We start from the raw sequence: 19,430 nt of genomic DNA, 5'->3' as shown, positions 1-19,430 counted from the left end.
TACTGCGATCCAGCGTAAGTTCGAAGCGGCTATAAATCAATTGAAATGATTTGATCGCAGCAATTACAAACTATCATGGATCTGAATCTTCGGGACATCCGCGCGTTTATCGCGGTGGCGCAAACGGGCAGCTTCACGCGCGCGGCGACACGGCTGCATCTGTCGCAACCGGCGTTGACGGTGCAGATTCGCCGCCTCGAAGAAACGGTCGGCTTGCGCCTCTTTGACCGCAATAGCCGCAACGTCGCGCTGACGCCGACCGGCCGTGAACTGCTGCCGCTCCTGCAGAAGTCGCTGCATGACATGGAGCACGTGCTGATCGACGCGCGCGCGCTCGGCGAAGGCGCGAGCGGCACCGTGCGGATCGCCTGCCTGCCCACGTTCGCGGCCAGCGTGTTGCCCGAGCTGGTGCAGAACATCAAGAAAGCCGTGCCGCGCGTAAGCTTTCTTGTGCGCGACGTGGTCGCCAGCATGGTCAATACGCTGGTGCGCAATGAGGAGGTCGACATCGGCCTGACCGGCGGCCAGCTCGACGATGCCGCGTTCGAGGTGCTGCATGCGGGCATCGACCGGCTGGTTGCCGTGTTTCCGAAGCGCCATCCGCTCGCCCGGCGGCGGCGCATTACGCTCGCCGACCTCGCCGCCGCGCCGCTCGTGTTGACCGCCCAGGGCACGAGCGTGCGCGCGGTAGTCGACAGCGCTTTCGCGAACGCTCGCTGCACGCCGGAGATCGCGTGCGAGCCGACCTACATGATGAGCGCGGTCGCGATGGTGCGCGCCGGACTCGGCGTGACGATCCTGCCGGCGTCGGCCCGCGAAGTCAGAGCGGAACCCGAATTGATCGTGCGCGCCGTCGACGACCCCGCGTTCACTCGCCCAATCGCCCTCATCAAGAAGCGCGGCCGGACGCTGCCGCCCGTGACGGAAACCTTCGTTTCGATGCTGATCGAGAAACTCGGCGAGGATTGATCGGCGGATGCGCGTTAACTTTCATTTTCAAATAGAGCCCAATTGCCATCATTAATCGTCTGATTTAACCAAACACGCTCGCGCTAATATCGGCTTCGCGCGGGCTCGAGGATAAAAACCGTTCGCGCGTATTCTCCAAAAACTTCGAAAACGAAAAAATGATAATGAGTCAATTTCGAATGCTCGCGGTGACCGTAGCGTCGTTCGCGCTGGCCGCTCCGGCGTATGCCGCATTGGGCGGCGCGCCGACCTATCCGGTCACGGCCAGCAGCACGAGTGCAGGGGCGGCCAGCCAGAATAGCGCGGCGGTGGCGCGCTTCGCCGCTAGCGGCAGTGCGGCGTCGGCGAACTACACCGTAAGCCAGACGACGCTGCCATCGGGCACCGTGGTAAGCGAGTACGTCAGCGCTGGCAATACGGTCTTCGCATTGAGCTGGGAAGGCCCGACCATGCCGCCGCTCAAAACGCTGCTCGCCACTTACTTCCCGACGTATGTCCAGGCGCTCACCGATGCCCACGCCACGCAAGGCGGCGGTTACGGACCCGCCGCGGTGCATCAGTCGGCGCTGGTCGTGGAGACCGGCGGCCATATGGGCGCCTTCGTGGGCCGCGCCTATTTACCGCAAGCGCTGCCGCAAGGTGTGAGCGCTGACGATATCAAGTAACTCATTAAAATCATTAGAGAGAGAACAACAGTGCGCAAAATCGCAAGGATTATTGCCACGGCGCTCGGGCTCGGGTTGGCGCTCAATCTTGCCGGCTGCGGCGGCGGTGGCGGTGGCTCCAGCGGCACCTCGGCTAACGCACCGGCTGCCGCCAGTGCGCCGGCGGCCCCGGGTGACACGACGTCCAATCCCCTTATCAGCGACTCGACACCCAACGTGCTCGCCGTCGACGCGTCTGCCGTGCCGACACCGGCCGGCGCCGGCAACACGATGTCGGTGACGGTGAGCGGAACGGGCATTCACAATCAGCCGATGGTCAGCGTCAAGATCTGCGCCCCCGGCTCCAACGCGAGTGCGAGTTGCACGACGATTCCGAACGTGATCGTCGATACGGCATCGTTCGGGCTGCGTCTGGTGCGCTCCGCGATCCCGAATTCCACGTTCAGTGCGCTCACTGCCGAAACGGATCAATCGAGCGGCTTGCCGCTCGCCGAATGCGCGTTGTTCGGCAGTGGCTACGCATGGGGTTCGGTGCATCTCGCGGACATTGCGCTGTCGAGCGAGACTGCGCCGTCGGTGCCGATTCATGTGATCGGCGATTCGCAGCTGACCATTGCCGCGCCGAGCGAATGCCAGGTGGGCCGGCCACTGGCCACGGCGGGTGATCTCGGCGCGAACGGCATTCTCGGCATCGGCGTGAGCCCGACGGACTGCGGCTCTCAGTGTGCGCTGACAGCGCTCTCACAGTTCTATTACACCAATGCCGGCAATGTCACCTCGGTGCCCGTCGCAAAACAGATCAGCAACCCGGTCGCGCGATTCTCGCAGGATAACAACGGTGTGATTCTGGAAATGGCGCAGGTGTCCGACAGCGGCAGCGCAACGGCTCAAGGCACGCTCGTGTTCGGCATCGACACGCAGGCCAATAACGTGCTGAACGGCACGGGCGCGCCCATTTTCCGAACGAACCTGAATGGCGACTTCACGTCGTCCTATGGCGGCACCACGTTCACGCAGACGTTCTTCGATTCGGGTTCGACGGTGCTGTTCTTTCCGGACACGACGATCGCGCGCGACACGTCGTCCGGATACTACATCCCGGCTGCGACCGTGGGCCGTACTTCGACGCTGGCGGGGTCCAATTCGGCAAGCGTGACGCTCGGCTTCAATATCGCGAACGGCGCGACGCTGACTTCGTCGGGGAATAACGCGTTCAACAATCTCGGGATCTATATGACCCGGCAGTTCGACTTCGGTTTGCCGTTCTTTTATGGCCGTCATGTGTATTACGGCATTTCGGGCCGCGCATCGACGGGCGGTGGCACGGGACCGTATGTGGCGTATGTATCGAGCTGAGTGCCGGTCGTCCCGCCTATGAATGACGATTGATCCGCTATGCCGTGACAACGGCACGGCGACGATAAAACGAAACCCGGCTTGCGTGCCGGGTTTTGTTTTAGCGCATTCGAATCCGGCGCATCCTTTTCAGTAAATCCCCATCGCCGCTTCCACACTGCGCACCATCGAAACAAGGCGCGGCCCGATATCGCCTTCCAGTTGATTCTCTTTCAGCAGATAAGAAGGCACGCCGCAATTGAACACGAGAATCTCGCCATCGGCTGACGGCTTCATCGGCACGGCGACGGCGTGCACCTCGCGTCGGAGGTCGCCATACGAAACGCAAAAGCCGCGCTCGTAGAAATAGTCGATCGCGCTCATCACGCGCTCGCGGAAGGTGCTCCATTCGTGCGGCGACTTCACCGCGATTTCATTGCAGAGCGCCTCGCGCCGCTCGGCCGGCAGCGCCGCGAGTAGCGCGCGGCCCATCGCAGTTCGCACGATCGGATAGCTCAGCCCGATGTCGGCCGGCAATCCGAGCGGCGTGTTGCTGCGGCTGCTTTCCAGATACACGACGTTGAGCCGGTCACGCATGCCGAGCGAGACTGAACCGCGAATCTGATCTGCCAGTTCTTTCATCGACGGCCGCGCGATCTGGCGCACGCTCAGGCTCGCGAGCAAGGGATAGCTCAGGGACAGCACGGCCGAGCCGAGCTGAAACTTGTTATTCATCCGATTGACACGCAGGTAGCCGAGCCGCGTGAGCGTGTAGGTGAAGCGTGAAATCGTGGCCTTGGTCATGCCGGTGCGCGCCGCCAGCTCGGCATTGCCGAGTTGCGATTCGCGCGGCGTGAAGCAATGCAGGATGTCGAGGCCGCGCGCCAGCGTGGTGGCGAACTGACGATCGCCGTCGAATTCATCCGGTACGTAGCGCGCCTTCGAATCCAGATAATCGCTGGCGAGCGCCGCCGGCTCGGAATGCTTGCTGTTGGCTGCCATGGGTTTCTCTCTTCCGTGAGAGACCTATTTTGCGCCTCGCGTTCTGCATATCCAAACTCTGTTCTGCAGAGTCGAACAAATTGCTCCGTGCGTCAGTAAATCTTCGATAGTGAAGCCATGGATTGACCCACATGAGCAACTGACATGAGCGACTCCCACGAGCGACTCACATGACGGAGACAAAGCATGACCAGCCATTCCTCGCATTTCGACTCGATGCTTGCCGGCGTCGCACGGTTCGTGCGCGACGAAGCGATCCCGCGTGAAAACGAGATCGAACAGGCGGACGCCGTGCCGGCGGACCTCGTTCAACGCATGCGTGAACTCGGCTATTTCGGCTGGAGCATTCCGCGCGACTTCGGCGGCGCCGGGCTGTCGACGGAGCAGTTGGTGCGCGGCGCGTTCGAGCTCTCGCAAGCGTCGGTGGCATTTCGTGCTCGCGTGGGCACCAACACCGGCATCGGTTCGGAAGCACTGGTCGCCGACGGCACGGACGCGCAGAAACAGCGCTATCTGCCACGGCTCGCTTCAGGCGAATTCACCGGCGCCTTCGCGTTGACCGAGGCCGAGGCCGGCTCGGACGCCACGGCATTGCGCACGGCTGCACGGCGCGACGGCGATCACTACATTCTCGACGGCAGCAAGTGCTTCATCACCAATGCGCCGATTGCCGATCTGTTCACCGTGATGGCGCGAACCGACCCGGCCACGCCGGGCGCCGGCGGCATTTCCGCGTTTCTCGTCGAACGCGGCACGCGGGGGCTCTCCACCAGTTCGCCGTACGACAAAATGGGCCAGGCGGGCTCCCCAGTCGGCGACGTGGTGTTCGAAGGATGCCGCGTACCGGTGGCCAATCTGATCGGCGGCAAAGAGGGCATGGGCTTCCGTACCGCGATGAAGGTGCTGAACAAACAGCGCATTCATCTCGCCGCGCTGTGCACGGGCCCCGCCATGCGCATGCTTGAAGAAGCGGTCGCCTACACCTCGCGGCGCGAGCAGTTCGGCAAGCCAGTGGCCGAATTCCAACTCGTGCAGGCGCTGATCGCCGAATGTCAGACTGAAATCTACGCCGCGCGCTCGATGATCCTCGAAACCGCGCGCAAGCGTGACGCCGGTGAGGACGTCGCGCTGGAAGCTTCGATGTGCAAGATGTTCGCCTCGGAAATGTGCGGCCGCGTCGCGGACCGCGCGGTCCAGATGCTCGGTGGACGCGGCTATCTGGCGGGCAACGCGGTCGAACGGTTTTACCGCGACGTGCGCGCCTTTCGCATCTACGAAGGCACCACGCAGATCCATCAATTGAACATCGCGAAGATCACGCTGCGGCGCGCCGCCGAACGGGATCAGGCGAAAGTTCGAGCCGACGCCGCGTGCGCAGCATGAGGACCGCCATGAACTCAGCAACCCATTGCGTAAGCGCGCTCGATATCGGCCGGCTTGTCGATCCGCGTTCCATTGCGATCATCGGCGCGTCGAACGATCCGAAGTCGATCAGCGGCCAGCCGATGCGTTTTCTCATACAGCACGGCTACCAGGGCGCGCTCTATCCCGTGAATCCGAAATATGCGGAGATCGACGGCGTGGCGTGCTATGACAGCGTCGCCGCTTTGCCGGCCTCGCCCGATCTCGCGCTGATCCTGGTCGCGGCGCGCCGCGTTCCAGACATGCTGCGTCAGTGCGGCGAAAAAGGCGTGGGCTTCGCCATCGTCTATAGCTCGGGCTTCGCCGAAGCAGGCGAAGCGGGCGCCGCATTGCAGCGCGAATGCGCGGATATCGCGAAGGCGTATGGCATCCGCGTGATCGGACCGAACTGCCAGGGTTTCGTCAGCACGGGCGCAAATGTCTACGCGGGATTCGGCGCGCCCTTCGGCGTCGCTTACCGGCGTGGCGGCCTGTCGCTGATTTCGCAAAGCGGCGGCTTCGGCTGCGCGCTGCTTCTCATGGCCGACGAACTCGGCATCGGCTTGCGGCATTTCCTCACCACCGGCAACGAGGCCGATGTCAGCCTTCTCGATCTCGTCGACGCCTGCATCGCCGATCCGCACACCTCGCTGATCGCGACGTACATCGAAGGTCTGAAAGATGCGCGACGACTGGTCGACGTGGCGAATCGCGCGCTCGACGCGGGCAAGCCGCTGCTCGCCTGGAAGGTCGGCAACACCGCCGATGGCGCCAAGGCCGCCGCGTCGCACACGGCGAATCTGGGCGGCGCGTCGGCGCTGTATCGCACGGCCTTCCGCCAGACCGGCGTGATCGAAGTGACCGACGTTGCCGACCTCGGCGACTACGCGCGCGCGTTCGAAGCCGGACGACTGCCGGGCGGCAAGCGGATTGCGGTCGTCACGCTGTCGGGCGGCGCCGGTATTCTCATCACCGACGCCTGCACTGAACGCGGCATGTCGGTGCCCGCGCTGTCGGCGGCCACGCTCGAGCGCCTCAAGCCGATCGTGCCCGCGTTCGCCTCGCTGAACAATCCGATCGACCTGACCGCGGGCATCCTGGCGGAGCCGAAAATCTTCGCTGACACCTTGCAGATCATCGCCGACGATCCGAACATCGACGCCATCGCGATCATGGCAGCGGCGGCCAGCGGCGACGTCGCGCAAGCGATGGCCACGGCGATCGTGCGCGTCTACGGCAGCATCGACAAGCCGCTGATGCTCGCCTGGAATGCGCGCCGCGACATGGCCCGTGAAGCGTACGAGACGATCGAGGCGCACGGCGTGCCTTTGTATGCGACGCCGGTGCGATGCGGGCGCGCGTTCGCCGCATTGTCCGACTATGCGCAGGCGCGCCGCACGCGGGCAGAAGCGCGCCATGCGGGACCGCGCGCGCTGCGTCGCTACGACGTCGAGCAAGCCCGCGCGTTGCTGGCCGCCAATCAGGGCGAGCCGGGCGACCTGACCGAACATGCGTCGCAAGCGCTGCTGCGCGATTACGGCATCGACACCCCGAAAAGTGGACTCGCGCAGAATCGTGACGAAGCATGCGCCCTGGCACGAGCGATCGGTTTTCCGCTGGTCATCAAGGTTCAATCGCCCGACATCGCGCATAAGACCGAAGCCGGCGCCGTGCGGGTCGGCATCCGCGATGAAGCGGCGCTGGCCGTCGCCTTCGATGAAATCATCGGGAACGCGCGGCGCCATGTGCCTCACGCACGGATCGAAGGCGTGCTGGTGCAGGAAGAAATCCGCGATGCGATCGAGATGATCGTCGGTATCGAGAACGATGCGTCGTTCGGACCGGCGATCATGTGCGGCCTTGGCGGCATCTATGCCGAGGTACTCAAGGACGTGACCTTCCGGCTCGCGCCGGTCACGCACGCCGAAGCCCACGCGATGATCCGCGAACTGCGATCGTTCGCCATACTCGACGGTGCGCGCGGCAAGCCGCCCGGCGATATCGAGGCGCTCGCGGAGACGATCGTCGCGCTCTCCACCATGGCGCTCGGCCAGCAGTCGAGTCTGCGGGAACTGGATATCAATCCGCTCTTCGTGCTGCCCGCGGGCAAAGGCGTGAGGGCCGGCGATGCGCTGGCGCGCTTGCTGCCGCGCGCTGCTGGCTCCAACGACGCTGCCGTCCCGACCGACGCCACGCACAAAACCGAGCATTGCGCACCGGCCGTGGTGGACGGATAGTGCGGCGATGCCGGGCCGCTTTGAGATTGGGCGCCGCCGGGTCGCCGCATGACGCGCAACACTAATCCGCGACATGCAACAGCACCTGACGACAAGCACGGCGACGCTCACCGCAGTTGGCATTTTTCGCGCGAGACCATCATGCACGGCTATTCGCATTCAGGCACATCGACCACGGGCGACATGACGTCCGCCGACGTCGAACGCACTTATCGCAAGATCTTTTTCCGGCTGATTCCGTTGCTGTTTCTCTGCTACGTGATCAGCTATATCGACCGCGTCAACATCAGCTTCGCCAAGCTCCAGTTCATGCACGACCTCGGCTTCTCGGAGTCGACGTATGGCCTGGGCGCGGGGCTTTTTTTCATCGGCTACGTGCTCTTTGAAGTGCCGAGCAACCTGTGGATGCAGCGTATCGGCGCACGCCGCACGCTCTTGCGCATCATGTTCGCGTGGGGACTGGTGTCGAGTCTGATGATGTTCGTGCGCACGCCGACGCAGTTCTACGCCATGCGCTTCCTGCTCGGCGTGACCGAAGCGGGCTTCTTCCCCGGCATCATCTACTATCTGAGCTGCTGGTTTCCAGGCGCGCGGCGCGCTCGCGTCACCGCCTTCCTGATGATGGCGACGGCGGTGGCCGGTATCGTCGGCGGCCCGATGTCGGGGTTCATCATGACGCGACTGGCGGGCGTGGGCGGCTTGCCCGGCTGGCAGTGGCTGTTCCTGCTCGAAGGCGTGCCGGCGGTAACGCTCGGCATCGTCGCCTTCCTCACGCTGGGCGACAAACCGGATGATGTGAGCTGGCTCGACGAGCACGAGAAAGCGCTGGTCTCGCGTGAACTCGCCGCCGACGAAAAGGCGAAGCAGACCGGCCATCTCGACGGATTGCGCGGCGCGCTCGCCAACCCGCGCGTGTATTTCGCGGCGCTCGTCTACTTCGCGGTGATGATGCCATTCAACGCGATCGGCTTCTGGGCGCCGACCATCATCCGCGACCTGGGCGTCGCCAGTGTGCTGGACGTGGGCCTGTTGTCGGCGCTGGTGTTTGTCGCCGCAGCGCTAGGGACCTACGTCGTGGGCGCCAGCTCCGACCGAACCATGGAGCGACGCTGGCACGTCGCGGCGAGCGCCTGCGTCACCGCGCTGGCGTTCGCCTTGCTGCCGGCCGCCGGCCACAACGTCGCGCTCGGCGTCGGCCTGCTGGCGCTCGCCGCGGCCGCGTCGTACGGCTCGTTCGTGGTGTTCTGGACGATTCCGCAGACCTTCCTGCCGCGCTCGTCGGCGGCAGGCGGCATTGCGATGATCACGAGTCTTGGCGGCACCGGCGGATTCGTAAGTCCGGCGTTCGTCGGCTGGGTGAAGACACAGACCGGCAGCGCGCAATACGGACTGATCGGACTGGCTGTCGTTTTGCTGGCGGGCGTCGTGTTGATGCTGGTGGTGTTTCCTGCGCCGGGCAGAAAGCTCGCTGTTGCCGCGACAGGCGGCAACGCGTCGGCACAGTCTGGGCTCGGACAGACGCATCGCTGAAAAGAACGGTGTTGGGACGCACGAAGGCATCTCGACACCGCTCGAACGCAAAAACTCGTAGGCGGGTTGATCTCCTGCCCGGAAAGCTGGCAACCTAGCGAATCCCCAAGGCAAGCATGTGGCATGGGACCAGGGTAAGTGCTCTGTATGGGACCGGAGTAACACGCTGAAGCGCGAACTCCGGTCGACAGCTGAAGCGCCAACTCCGGTCGACACAGCGGAGACAACGACGATGGAACCCTCCAGCAACCTGCACGACGACCACCTCGAACACTTCGAAGCTCACGGCGCAGCACCGCTGCCGGCCCCGACCGACGAAGGCCACGTCGAGCACGAAGGCGCACGAATCTGGTACGCGTCGTATGGCGCCGGCGCGCCGGTAGTCCTGCTGCACGGCGGTCTTGGACACAGCGGCAATTGGGGCTACCAGCTTCCGGCGCTGCTCGACGCGGGGCATCGCGTGGTGGTGGTCGACAGCCGCGGGCACGGCCGCAGCACCCGCGACGCACGCCCCTACCGGTACGAGTTGATGGCGTCCGACGTGCTGGCCGTCATGGACACCTTGCAACTGGACCGCGCCGCGCTGGTGGGCTGGAGCGACGGCGCCTGCGTCGCGATGGTGTTGGGCAGCATCGCGCCGCAGCGCGTGGCGGGCGTGTTCTTCTTCGGCTGCAATATGGATCCGAGCGGCACGAAGCCGTTCGCGCCGACGCCGGTGATCGAGCGCTGCTTCAGCCGCCATGCCAAAGACTACGCGCAACTATCGGCGACCCCGGACGACTTCGAGGCGTTCGTCGGCGCGGTCAGCACGATGATGAAAACCGAGCCCAATTATTGCGCCGACGATCTGGCGCAGGTGCGCGTGCCGGTCGCCATCGTGCAAAGCGAACACGACGAGTTCATCAAGCCGGAACACGCCGACTATCTCGCCCGCAGCATTCCCGGCGCGGAGTTGATTCTGCTGCCCGGCGTAAGCCATTTCGCCCCGCTGCAACGGCCGGCGCAATTCAACCACGTGGTGCTCGATTTCCTGCGCCGGATTGCGGGCTGATCCGAATAGCGGCACTCGCCGCATCGCTCTGCGTTTCTACCGCCCGGTGCAAACACTTCTCGGAACCCCTCGAAATTTCACGATGTGGAACGATCGAGCGCTTCGTAAAAAATCGTGGTGCGTGGCACAAATCCGGCATTTCGCAATGTCGCCCCACGTTGCACATCGTGGAATGAAAGAGATAAGTATATATTTTAAAAAGGTATTTTTTGACAGAACGAGGCATCTAACAACCCCTTGCGCCACTGCCTGCTGACGTAGACTCTTTTACAAGAGCCGGCGCTTTAGTAGCGAGTTGAATTGGATGAGACGGAATCTCTGTCTGATGTATCCCAAACTCTCGGACGAAGCCGCCACGGCACCGCGGTTTTTAAATGGCAATTGGGAGACTAAAAATGAAAGGCTTTCGCTTCGGTTCGAATCAGGGTGCTTTCTACATTTTGCCGGGCCAGGACGGTTGGGAGGCGACTTACGGCAACGAAACGCTCGGTGAATTTGCCAGCCCGCAACAGGCGGCCGACGACCTCGCACGCGGCTTGACCTGCCCGCATCTCTCGGAAGGCGACGACACGTCGACGCTCGAAATTCCGGAGAAGCTCAGCGAATGGGAAATTGTTCACGTGTGATGGCCGGTATGGCCGTTGTCCACGTTGGCGTAGAAACGACGATGGCGCTCGAAAGCGCCATCGTCATGTTTACCGCTTACTTCTGTGCAGCCTACTGCTTCAGTGCCTTAAGCAACCGCGTCCACGATCTTGTTCAGCGTGGCGCTCGGGCGCATGGCCTTGCTCGTCAGCTCGACATTCGGACGATAGTAACCGCCGATATCCACCGGCTTGCCTTGTGCCGCAGCCAGTTCTTCGACGATCTTCGCTTCGTTCTCAGCCAGTGCCTTCGCCACGCCGGCGAATTGCGCCTGCAGCGCCGCGTCTTCGGTTTGCGCGGCCAGTGCTTCCGCCCAGTACAGCGCGAGGTAGAAGTGGCTGCCACGGTTGTCGATGCCGCCAACCTTGCGCGCCGGCGACTTGTCGTTGTCGAGGAACTTGCCGGTTGCCTGATCCAGCGTCTTGGCCAGCACCTGTGCCTTCGGGTTGTGATACGCGCTGCTCAGATGTTCGAGCGACGCGGCCAACGCCAGGAATTCACCCAGCGAGTCCCAACGCAGGAAACCTTCTTCGACCAGTTGCTGAACGTGCTTCGGCGCCGAACCGCCCGCGCCGGTTTCGAACATGCCGCCACCTGCCATCAGCGGAACGATCGACAGCATCTTCGCGCTGGTGCCCAGTTCCATGATCGGGAACAGGTCGGTCAGGTAGTCGCGCAGCACGTTGCCGGTGACCGAGATCGTGTCCTTGCCGGCGCGGATGCGCTCGATCGAGAACTTCGTCGCTTCGACCGGCTTCATGACGCGAATGTCCAGACCGTTGGTGTCGTGGTTCTTCAGGTATTGCTCGACCTTCTTGATGATCTGGGCGTCGTGCGCGCGAGCCGCGTCCAGCCAGAACACGGCAGGCGTATTGGTGGCGCGGGCGCGGTTGACCGCGAGCTTGACCCAGTCCTGAACCGGCGCGTCCTTGGTCTGGCACATGCGCCAGATGTCGCCCGCTTCCACTTGCTGTTCGATCAGCACCGTGCCGGCTGCGTCCGTCACGCGAACCACGCCGTTTGCCGGGATCTGGAACGTCTTGTCGTGTGAACCGTATTCTTCAGCAGCCTGCGCCATCAGGCCGACGTTCGGCACCGTGCCCATGGTGACCGGGTCGAATGCGCCGTGCTTCTTGCAGTCTTCGATCACTGCTTGATAAACGTCCGCGTAGCAACGGTCCGGAATCACGGCCTTCGCATCGTGCAGCGCGCCGTCCGCGCCCCACATCTTGCCCGACTCGCGAATCATGGCCGGCATGGACGCGTCGACGATCACGTCGCTCGGCACGTGCAGGCTGGTAATGCCCTTATCCGAATTGACCATGGCCAGTTGCGGACGCTGTGCGTATTGCGCCTTGATGTCGGCTTCGATCGCGGCGACCGTTTCCGCCGGCAGGTCTTTCAGGCGCGCGTACAGATCGCCGATACCGTTATTCGGGTTGAAACCGGCTTGCGCCAGCACGTCGGCGTGCTTGGTCAGCACGTCTTTGTAGAACACCGACACCACGTGACCGAAGATGATCGGATCCGACACCTTCATCATGGTGGCCTTCAGGTGCACCGAGAAGAGCACGCCCTTCGCCTTCGCGTCGGCGATTTCCGCTTCGATGAAGCTGCGCAGCGCGTTTTTCGACAGCACGGAAGCGTCGATGATCTCGCCTGCTTGCACGGCCGTTTTTTCTTTGAGGACCGTCTTCGAGCCGTCGGCGGCCGTCAGTTCGATCTTCACGGCGCCGGCTGCGCCGATCAGCGCCGACTTCTCGCTGCCGTAGAAATCACCGCCGTTCATGTGCGCGACGTGCGACTTCGAGTCCGCGCTCCAGGCGCCCATCTTGTGCGGATGCTTGCGGGCGTAGTTCTTGACCGACAGCGGCGCGCGGCGGTCTGAGTTGCCTTCGCGCAGCACCGGGTTGACCGCGCTGCCCTTGATCTTGTCGTAACGAGCCTTGACGTCTTTTTCGGCGTCGGTATTCGCGACGTCCGGATACGCCGGCAGCTTGTAGCCCTGATCGCGCAGTTCCGTGATCGCGGCCTTCAGTTGCGGCACCGACGCGCTGATGTTCGGCAGCTTGATGACGTTCGCTTCCGGACGCGTGCTGAGTCCACCCAGTTCCGCCAGATCGTCGGGACCCTTCTGTTCCGCGCTCAGGTAATCGGGGAATGCAGCGATGATCCGGCCGGCAAGCGAAATATCGCGCGTCTCGACGATCACGTCGGACGAGCGCGTGAACGCCTTCACGATCGGCAGCAGCGAGTAGGTCGCCAGAGCAGGCGCTTCGTCGGTCAGGGTGTAGATGATCTTCGGCGGTGTGGACATGTTCGGTGCTTTGCTAGGTGAAGTGTTAGACAGAGCGTTGAGTGGTGCCGACCGGCGCGTTGCGGCAAAACAACAATGCGGCGCGACGCACGGCACTACTTTCTACGGCCAGACCGTGAGTATATGCGTGTTTTCCTCTACTCGCTGCTAAACAAACATATCCCGCAAACACCCTCGACGGGGTCGAGCCCCGCCAGATAAGGCTTTGAGCCGATTTCACGTCGTCTTATGACAGATGTCTTATAGATGACTAAGAACTCAGAACAAACAGATTGTTAATGCGAATCAGATGCATTACCATTTGGACGCAGTCGCGTTCTTACACTTCGATTACTTAACCACTCGCATCCGATGATGTCGTTTCGCACGCTTCTGGTGCGGGACGGGCATCACTCTGTCCAATTCGAACAACATGCAGAAATTCTTTGTCGCCGGCCGACCGGCGTTTGTGCGCGGCCAACGCCGCACTCCCTCGCTGCTGAGCGCGGGGCTTCTCGCCAGCGTCGGTTTGACGCTTTCCACGCTGTCGACTCCGGGCTGGGCGCAAGTCGCGGCCAGCGACGCCGGCGCGACGCTGCCGGCCGTGAGCGTCTCGGCGGCAAAAGACACCGTCGTGGCGCAAGCCGACACGGTCAGCGCAGGCGCGCTGGGTTCGCGCAAGCAGGTGGACACGCCGTTCTCGACCCACGTCGTGACGAGCGACGAAGCGCAGGACCTGTTCGCGACGACCGCGAATGATCTGTACAAGTACGATCCGGCCGTCTCGGTGATCAGCGAGAACGCGATCAGCGAAAATTCCATGTTCACCGTGCGCGGCATGCCGATCGACACGCTGAACAGCATCAAGGTGGACGGCCAGACTTTCCCGTCGTGGGATACCGATCTCTCGCTCGAACCGTTCGAGCAGGTCGAATTGCTCAAGGGCCTGTCGGGCTTCATGTACGGCTTCGGCTCGCCGGGCGGCATCGTCAACTACGTGTTGAAGCGCCCCACCGACACGCCGTACCGCAGCATCACGGTCGGCTACAAGTCGGCGGGCGTGTTCAGCGAAGCTGTCGATCTGGGCGGCCGCTTCGGCAATGACGACCGTTTCGGCTATCGCCTGAACCTCGTCAACGAAGACGGCAACACTGCGGAAGATCACGGCCACGTGCGCCGCCAGGTCGCGTCGCTCGCATTCGACTTCCGCATCACGCCGGACCTGACGTGGAGCGCCGACGCGTTCTACCAGAAGCGCAGAACCAACGGCACGCTGTTCGGCCTGATGTTCGGCGCCGACGCCGGCGGCATTCCCGACGCGAGCAAGGTCACCCACGCGCTCACGCAACCGCAGAACTACTACGAGACCGAGATGGCCTCGTTCGGCACGGGCCTGGATTACCGCATCTCCGAAAACTGGCACGCGAGCATCAAGTACCGCTTCGCCAAGGAGAACCGCACCAATTCGGATAGCTTCCTGTTCGTTTCCGACGCCGCAGGCAACTACTCGAACACGCTATATGCGGCCATGACGCGCTACTTCTACCAGAACGTCGACGCGATGGTGCAAGGCCACTTCAACACGGGCAGCATCAAGCATGACGTGGTGGTGGGCGCCGGTTTCGAAACGCAAACCAGCGAGTACAGCAACAGCACGGGTTGGAACGAAGGCTACTTCCTCGGCAACGGCAATCTGTATAGCAGCACCTTACTGACCAACGACGAAGTCAGCATCGGCTCGGACCTGTACCGTCAGCAGCGCACCACGCAAGCCGCCGTATACGCGAGCGACACCGTGCAACTGACGTCGCGTCTGTCGGCGCTGGTCGGCGTGCGCTACACGCAGTACCAGCAGCACGTGTACGACCCGAGCGGCGCGGTATCGTCGCAATACCAGGCGGACCCGGTCACGCCGACCTTCGCGCTGATGTTCAAGACCGATCCGTATTCGACGCTGTATGCGAGCTACGTGGAGTCGCTGGAACAGGGTGGCGCGGCTTCGAACACCAACCTCAACTATCCGGACACGTTCGGTCCGCTGAAGAGCAAGCAGTATGAAGTCGGCTTCAAAACCGACCACAGCAAGTGGGGCGCCAACCTCGCGCTGTTCCGCGTCGATCAGGGCTACAACTACACGAACTCCGCCAACATCTTCGTGCAGGACGGCACGAAGCGCTACCAGGGCGTCGACGCGAGCGGCTGGCTTGCGCTGACGAGCGAATGGCGCGTGCTGGGCGGCGTGATGTGGCTCGACACGAAGGCCATGGACGTGGACGATCCGACCGTGGAAGGCAAGCGCATCTACGGCGCGCCGCGCTTCACCGTGACGGGCCGCATCGAATACAACCCGTCGTATCTGCGTCCGCTGACGCTGGCGTTCGGCGGCAAGTATGTCGGCAACCAGGCCGTCGACGCGCAGAACACGCAGTTCGTGCCCGCCTATACCACGTTCGATCTGAGCGGCCGGTATGAGACGAAGATCGCCGGCAAGGACGTGACGTTCCGCGCGGGGATCAACAACCTGTTCAACCGCCGTTACTGGACGACCGCGTGGGGCTACTACGTGGCGCCGTCGCCGACGCGCACGGCCGTAGCCAGCGCAACGCTGCAATTCTAAGCATCGCGTGAACGAGGGGCGTCCGCAGCGGACGCCCCGATCATGGCGGGAATCTCCGCGACCAGCGCATCGATCGCACAGCGCGTTTTCAATGCCAGATAGCGACTCTTCGGCCACACCAGGTGGATCTCCTGAGCAGGCCGGAAACAATTGTCCATCACCGTCACCAGCTCGCCTGTTTGCGCATAACGGGCCAGTAGCCAACTCGGCAGCCACGCGAGGCCGAAGCCGGCGAGAGCGGCATCGACAATCCCCTTCATGTCGTCGAAACCGAGTTGCGGCTGAACTTGCGCGCGGCGGGTTTGCCCGTCGACGTCGACCACATCCCACGGCTGCGCCGACCCTGCCCGCAAGTAGGCAATCACGGCGTGGCCGCGCAATTCGTCCACGCTGCGGGGCGTGCCATGACGTGCCAGATAAGCCGGCGCGGCGCCGATACTCGCGTGCTGCATGCCGAGCTTGCGCGCGGCGAGGCTCACGCTGTCGGCGAGCGGTCCCACACGCACCACGAGATCGAAACCCTCTTCGATCACGTCGACGAAGCGGTCGGTAATCGAAATGTCGATCTTCAATTGCGGATGCTTGCGGGCGAGGCCGAGGAGCACGGGCGCCACGCAGTAGTGACCGAAAGCCTGCGGCACGCTCACGCGCAAACGGCCTTTGGGCTCGCGGCGTCCTGAGTCGAGATCGGCCTCGGCGGCTTCGAGTTCGGCCAGCGCGCGCACGCAGCGGTCGTAGTAGGCCTGCCCGTCTTCGGTGAGGCTCTGGCTGCGCGTCGTGCGATTGAGCAGACGCACGCCGAGACGCTTCTCGAGCCGCACGATCACCTTGCCGACCGCCGAGCGCGTCAGGTTCATCCGCTCAGCGGCCAGCGCAAAACTGCCCGTTTCCACCACGCGCACGAACGTCGTCACGCCATCGAGGATGTCGCCCATACCTTTGCCTTATTGGTTCCCGACGAGACACATTGCTGGGATTTTCATGCGTCAATAGGGACCAGAATTCCCCCTATATTACACAGTCCGTGGTGGGCAAGCCCATCGACTAATGAGGTGAGATTCCATGTCCAATGATCCGATCGCGCCGCCACGGCGCGAAGAACGGCCCCGCGCTGCCGCAGAACATCGACCGGTCACGCGCGAGACGCGCCCCGCACGAACCGTCGCGAGTGAAACTCGGCAACCGGCCACCTTCCTCTCGCTCCGCAAAAACACGCTGGCGTTGGGCGCGGTGTGCCTTGCGTCGCTGATGTTCGGCCTCGAAATCTCCAGCGTGCCGGTGATCCTGCCGACGCTCGAGCGCGTGCTGCATGGCGACTTCAAAGGCATGCAGTGGATCATGAACGCGTACACGCTCGCGGTGACCACCGTCCTCATGGCGACCGGCACGCTGGCCGACCGCTTCGGCCGCCGACGCATCTTCGTGATCGGCATCGCCCTGTTCGGCATCACCTCGTTGATCTGCGGACTCGCGCAAAGCGTGCCGACGCTGATCGTCGCGCGCCTGCTGCAAGGCGCGAGCGGCGGCGTCATGCTGATCTGCCAGGTGGCCGTGCTATCGCATCAGTTCAGCGAAGGACCCGAACGCGCTCGCGCATTCAGCGCGTGGGGCATCATCTTCGGCATCGGACTCGGCTTTGGGCCGATCATCGGCGGGGCGATCGTGGCGCTGTCGAGCTGGCAATGGGTCTTCTGGCTGCACGCGCTGCTCGCTGTCGTGACCTTGACGCTCGTTTTCAGCGGCGTGCAGGAATCGCGCGACCCGCATGCGCATACGCTCGACGTTGCCGGCATCGTCACGTTGTCGCTCGCGGTGTTCGGGCTCGTGTATTTCATCACGCAGGTCCCGGCGCTCGGCTTCGGCAATCCGCGTGCGCTCTCCATCATCGCGGCGACGCTGGTCGCGTTCGTGCCTTTTCTGTTTGCTGAGAAATTCAGTGCACGCCCCATGTTCGACTTTTCTGTGTTCAGGATTCCGCAGTTTTCCGGCGCTTTGATGGGCTCGGCGGGCATGAACTTCAGCTTCTGGCCGTTCATGATCTATCTGCCCATCTATTTCCAGATCGGCCTCGGCTATGACAGCGTGAGCGCCGGACTCGCGTTGCTCGCTTATACGCTGCCGACGCTGCTGTTTCCGCCACTCGGCGAACGTCTCGCATTGCGCTATGGCTCGGGAATCGCCATACCTGCTGGCCTCTTCACGATCGGCCTCGGCTTCATGCTGATGCGATACGGCAGCAGCGCCGCGCATGCTGACGTATGGACCATGTTGCCCGGCTGCGTGGTGGCGGGCGCGGGCCTCGGCCTCACCAACACGCCCGTCACCAATACGACGACCGCCGCGGTTCCCGCGGAACGCGCGGGCATGGCGTCCGGCATCGATATGAGTGCGCGGATGATTACGCTCGCGATCAACATCGCCTTGATGGGCGCGATCCTGGTCGGCGGCATTCTCGTCAGTCTGAAGACGCGATTGCCGAAGACGCTCGACACCGCGCCGCTCGGCAGGCTGGCGGAGAAAATCGCGGCGGGCGATGTAGAAGCGGTCAGAACGGGGATTCCAGCGTTGGCGCAAATCGATCCGTCAGGCGGCGTCGTGCATGCCGCGCTGATGCAGGGCTTCGGCTGGGTGATGGTCTACGGTGGAGTCGGCGTGTGGGTGCTCGCTGCGCTCAGTTTTGTGATTTCCGGCAGCGCGTCGCGAAGACTGAGCGTAAAGAAGCACACGACTGTGCAGCAGCAACAGCAAGCAGCCCGATGCGACGCGTGCTGAACAGCACTTCGTCGACGGCGGTGTGCGCCCGCAAGTAACATCCAAAGCGGCGCACGCCTCGCTAATCACACCTCGACTTGCACCGACTGCCCCGCCATCATCGCGAGCCCTTCGTTCAAAGCAGGGAAAAGGCTGCGGTTGAAATTGTTCCAGCGCAGTTCGAGGATCGTATCGTCCTTATCGATTTCGGTATTCAGCACGTCGTGAATCACCTCGCCGGAATCGATCCCGTTGTCGACATAGTGAAACGATGCGCCTGTCAGATAGAGCGGTTCGACCGCCACGGTCTCCATCGTCTTCCAGTTGACTACTTTCTTGCCGCGCGCGCCGTAGAGCGCATCGAGCGTCGCATACGCGCCGCGCCGCTCATACGGCGATTCGGCGCGCGTCACGCCCGGATGGATATTCACGATCTTGCGATAGAACGGCGCACCCGGCCGGACCAGCTCATCGAGAATGATCAGCAAGCCGTCCAGCACGACGATATCGGCCTTCAACTCCACCAGCGTAGCGAGCAGATGCTTTTCAAAAGCGCTCTTGCCTGCCGGGCGTCCGGGCGCATCGAGCGAGTGACGCCGATACGTCGATGGAATTGCGAGCAGTAGATCGTTGACCGGCTTGCCCTGCACGCGCAGATTCGGCGGATAGAACCAGCGCTTGCCCGGCTCATACGCGAAGCCATATTCCTTCAGCTTCTCGCGATCCGCGTTGGAGCCCGCGTCGTCGTCGTAGATGACTTTTTCGAGCGAGTACTGATCGCCTAGTTCGGTGCCATTGAGCGCCTCGACGAGCGACTCCAGCACCGACTTCATGTAGCGCGTGCCGCTTTTATACGCGATGTCCTGGCCGGCCTTGTCGGCGGCAGCGTTTCTCAGCGACCAGATGTAAACGAGTTTCTTCTTCGGCATAG

At 63.0% G+C, this 19,430-nt stretch carries 14 protein-coding genes; 10 read left to right on the top strand and 4 right to left on the bottom strand.

Annotation, left to right across the window (positions count from 1 at the left end):
• Window positions 1-75: 75 nt before the first annotated feature.
• The 3 genes from PQR32_RS30615 to PQR32_RS30605 all read left to right on the top strand — a co-directional run bounded on the left by PQR32_RS30615 (window position 76) and on the right by PQR32_RS30605 (window position 2,990).
• Window positions 76-969 carry a LysR family transcriptional regulator gene (locus PQR32_RS30615; protein ID WP_408235942.1) on the top strand — a complete coding sequence of 298 codons (894 nt, stop codon included), beginning with the start codon at window positions 76-78 and terminating at the stop codon, window positions 967-969.
• Between the two features lie 158 nt (window positions 970-1,127).
• Window positions 1,128-1,634 carry a DUF2844 domain-containing protein gene (locus PQR32_RS30610; RefSeq protein ID WP_408235939.1) on the top strand — a complete coding sequence of 169 codons (507 nt, stop codon included), beginning with the start codon at window positions 1,128-1,130 and terminating at the stop codon, window positions 1,632-1,634.
• 30 nt (window positions 1,635-1,664) lie between these two features.
• Window positions 1,665-2,990, top strand: coding sequence for a DUF3443 domain-containing protein (locus tag PQR32_RS30605; protein ID WP_408235936.1), 1,326 nt, complete (start codon window positions 1,665-1,667; stop codon window positions 2,988-2,990).
• Between the two features lie 129 nt (window positions 2,991-3,119).
• Here the strand turns inward: PQR32_RS30605 and PQR32_RS30600 are convergent, their stop codons facing one another.
• A complete protein-coding gene (locus PQR32_RS30600; protein WP_408235933.1) occupies window positions 3,120-3,971 on the bottom strand; it encodes an IclR family transcriptional regulator in 852 nt (283 codons plus the stop codon).
• Between the two features lie 186 nt (window positions 3,972-4,157).
• Between PQR32_RS30600 and PQR32_RS30595 the strand changes: the two genes are divergently transcribed.
• From PQR32_RS30595 to PQR32_RS30575, 5 genes are all read left to right on the top strand, one after another.
• A complete protein-coding gene (locus tag PQR32_RS30595; RefSeq protein ID WP_408235930.1) occupies window positions 4,158-5,354 on the top strand; it encodes an acyl-CoA dehydrogenase family protein in 1,197 nt (398 codons plus the stop codon).
• Window positions 5,355-5,362: 8 nt separating this feature from the next.
• Window positions 5,363-7,609: an acetate--CoA ligase family protein gene (locus tag PQR32_RS30590; protein WP_408235927.1), complete on the top strand. Its 2,247-nt coding sequence runs from the start codon at window positions 5,363-5,365 to the stop codon at window positions 7,607-7,609.
• A gap of 48 nt (window positions 7,610-7,657) precedes the next feature.
• Window positions 7,658-9,139: an MFS transporter gene (locus tag PQR32_RS30585; protein WP_408235924.1), complete on the top strand. Its 1,482-nt coding sequence runs from the start codon at window positions 7,658-7,660 to the stop codon at window positions 9,137-9,139.
• 232 nt (window positions 9,140-9,371) lie between these two features.
• Entirely contained in the window at window positions 9,372-10,190 is an 819-nt protein-coding gene (locus tag PQR32_RS30580; protein ID WP_408235921.1) for an alpha/beta fold hydrolase, read from the top strand.
• Window positions 10,191-10,585: 395 nt separating this feature from the next.
• On the top strand, window positions 10,586-10,816 hold the full coding sequence (locus PQR32_RS30575) for a hypothetical protein (RefSeq protein WP_408235918.1): 231 nt from the start codon (window positions 10,586-10,588) through the stop codon (window positions 10,814-10,816).
• 107 nt (window positions 10,817-10,923) lie between these two features.
• Here the strand turns inward: PQR32_RS30575 and PQR32_RS30570 are convergent, their stop codons facing one another.
• Window positions 10,924-13,152, bottom strand: a complete 2,229-nt coding sequence (locus PQR32_RS30570; protein WP_408235915.1) for an NADP-dependent isocitrate dehydrogenase — start codon at window positions 13,150-13,152, stop codon at window positions 10,924-10,926.
• Window positions 13,153-13,564: 412 nt separating this feature from the next.
• Between PQR32_RS30570 and PQR32_RS30565 the strand changes: the two genes are divergently transcribed.
• Window positions 13,565-15,748 carry a TonB-dependent siderophore receptor gene (locus tag PQR32_RS30565; protein WP_408235912.1) on the top strand — a complete coding sequence of 728 codons (2,184 nt, stop codon included), beginning with the start codon at window positions 13,565-13,567 and terminating at the stop codon, window positions 15,746-15,748.
• Here the strand turns inward: PQR32_RS30565 and PQR32_RS30560 are convergent.
• A complete protein-coding gene (locus tag PQR32_RS30560) occupies window positions 15,745-16,683 on the bottom strand; it encodes a LysR family transcriptional regulator (RefSeq protein WP_408235909.1) in 939 nt (312 codons plus the stop codon). The two genes, PQR32_RS30565 and PQR32_RS30560, sit on opposite strands and share 4 nt — an antisense overlap.
• A gap of 127 nt (window positions 16,684-16,810) precedes the next feature.
• Between PQR32_RS30560 and PQR32_RS30555 the strand changes: the two genes are divergently transcribed.
• The gene (locus tag PQR32_RS30555) at window positions 16,811-18,520 is read left to right on the top strand and encodes an MFS transporter (protein WP_408235906.1); all 1,710 of its coding nucleotides are present in this window, start codon (window positions 16,811-16,813) and stop codon (window positions 18,518-18,520) included.
• 65 nt (window positions 18,521-18,585) lie between these two features.
• Here the strand turns inward: PQR32_RS30555 and PQR32_RS30550 are convergent, their stop codons facing one another.
• Window positions 18,586-19,428 (bottom strand): N(5)-hydroxyornithine transformylase PvdF, encoded by an 843-nt coding sequence (locus tag PQR32_RS30550; protein WP_408235903.1) that lies wholly within the window; start codon window positions 19,426-19,428, stop codon window positions 18,586-18,588.
• Between the last annotated feature and the right edge of the window lie 2 nt (window positions 19,429-19,430).

It is taken from the genome of Paraburkholderia dipogonis (assembly GCF_046027395.1).
Classification (GTDB): domain Bacteria; phylum Pseudomonadota; class Gammaproteobacteria; order Burkholderiales; family Burkholderiaceae; genus Paraburkholderia; species Paraburkholderia dipogonis_A.
Note: the sequence above shows the minus strand (reverse complement) of the source record. Positions and strands in the feature narration are given on the sequence as shown.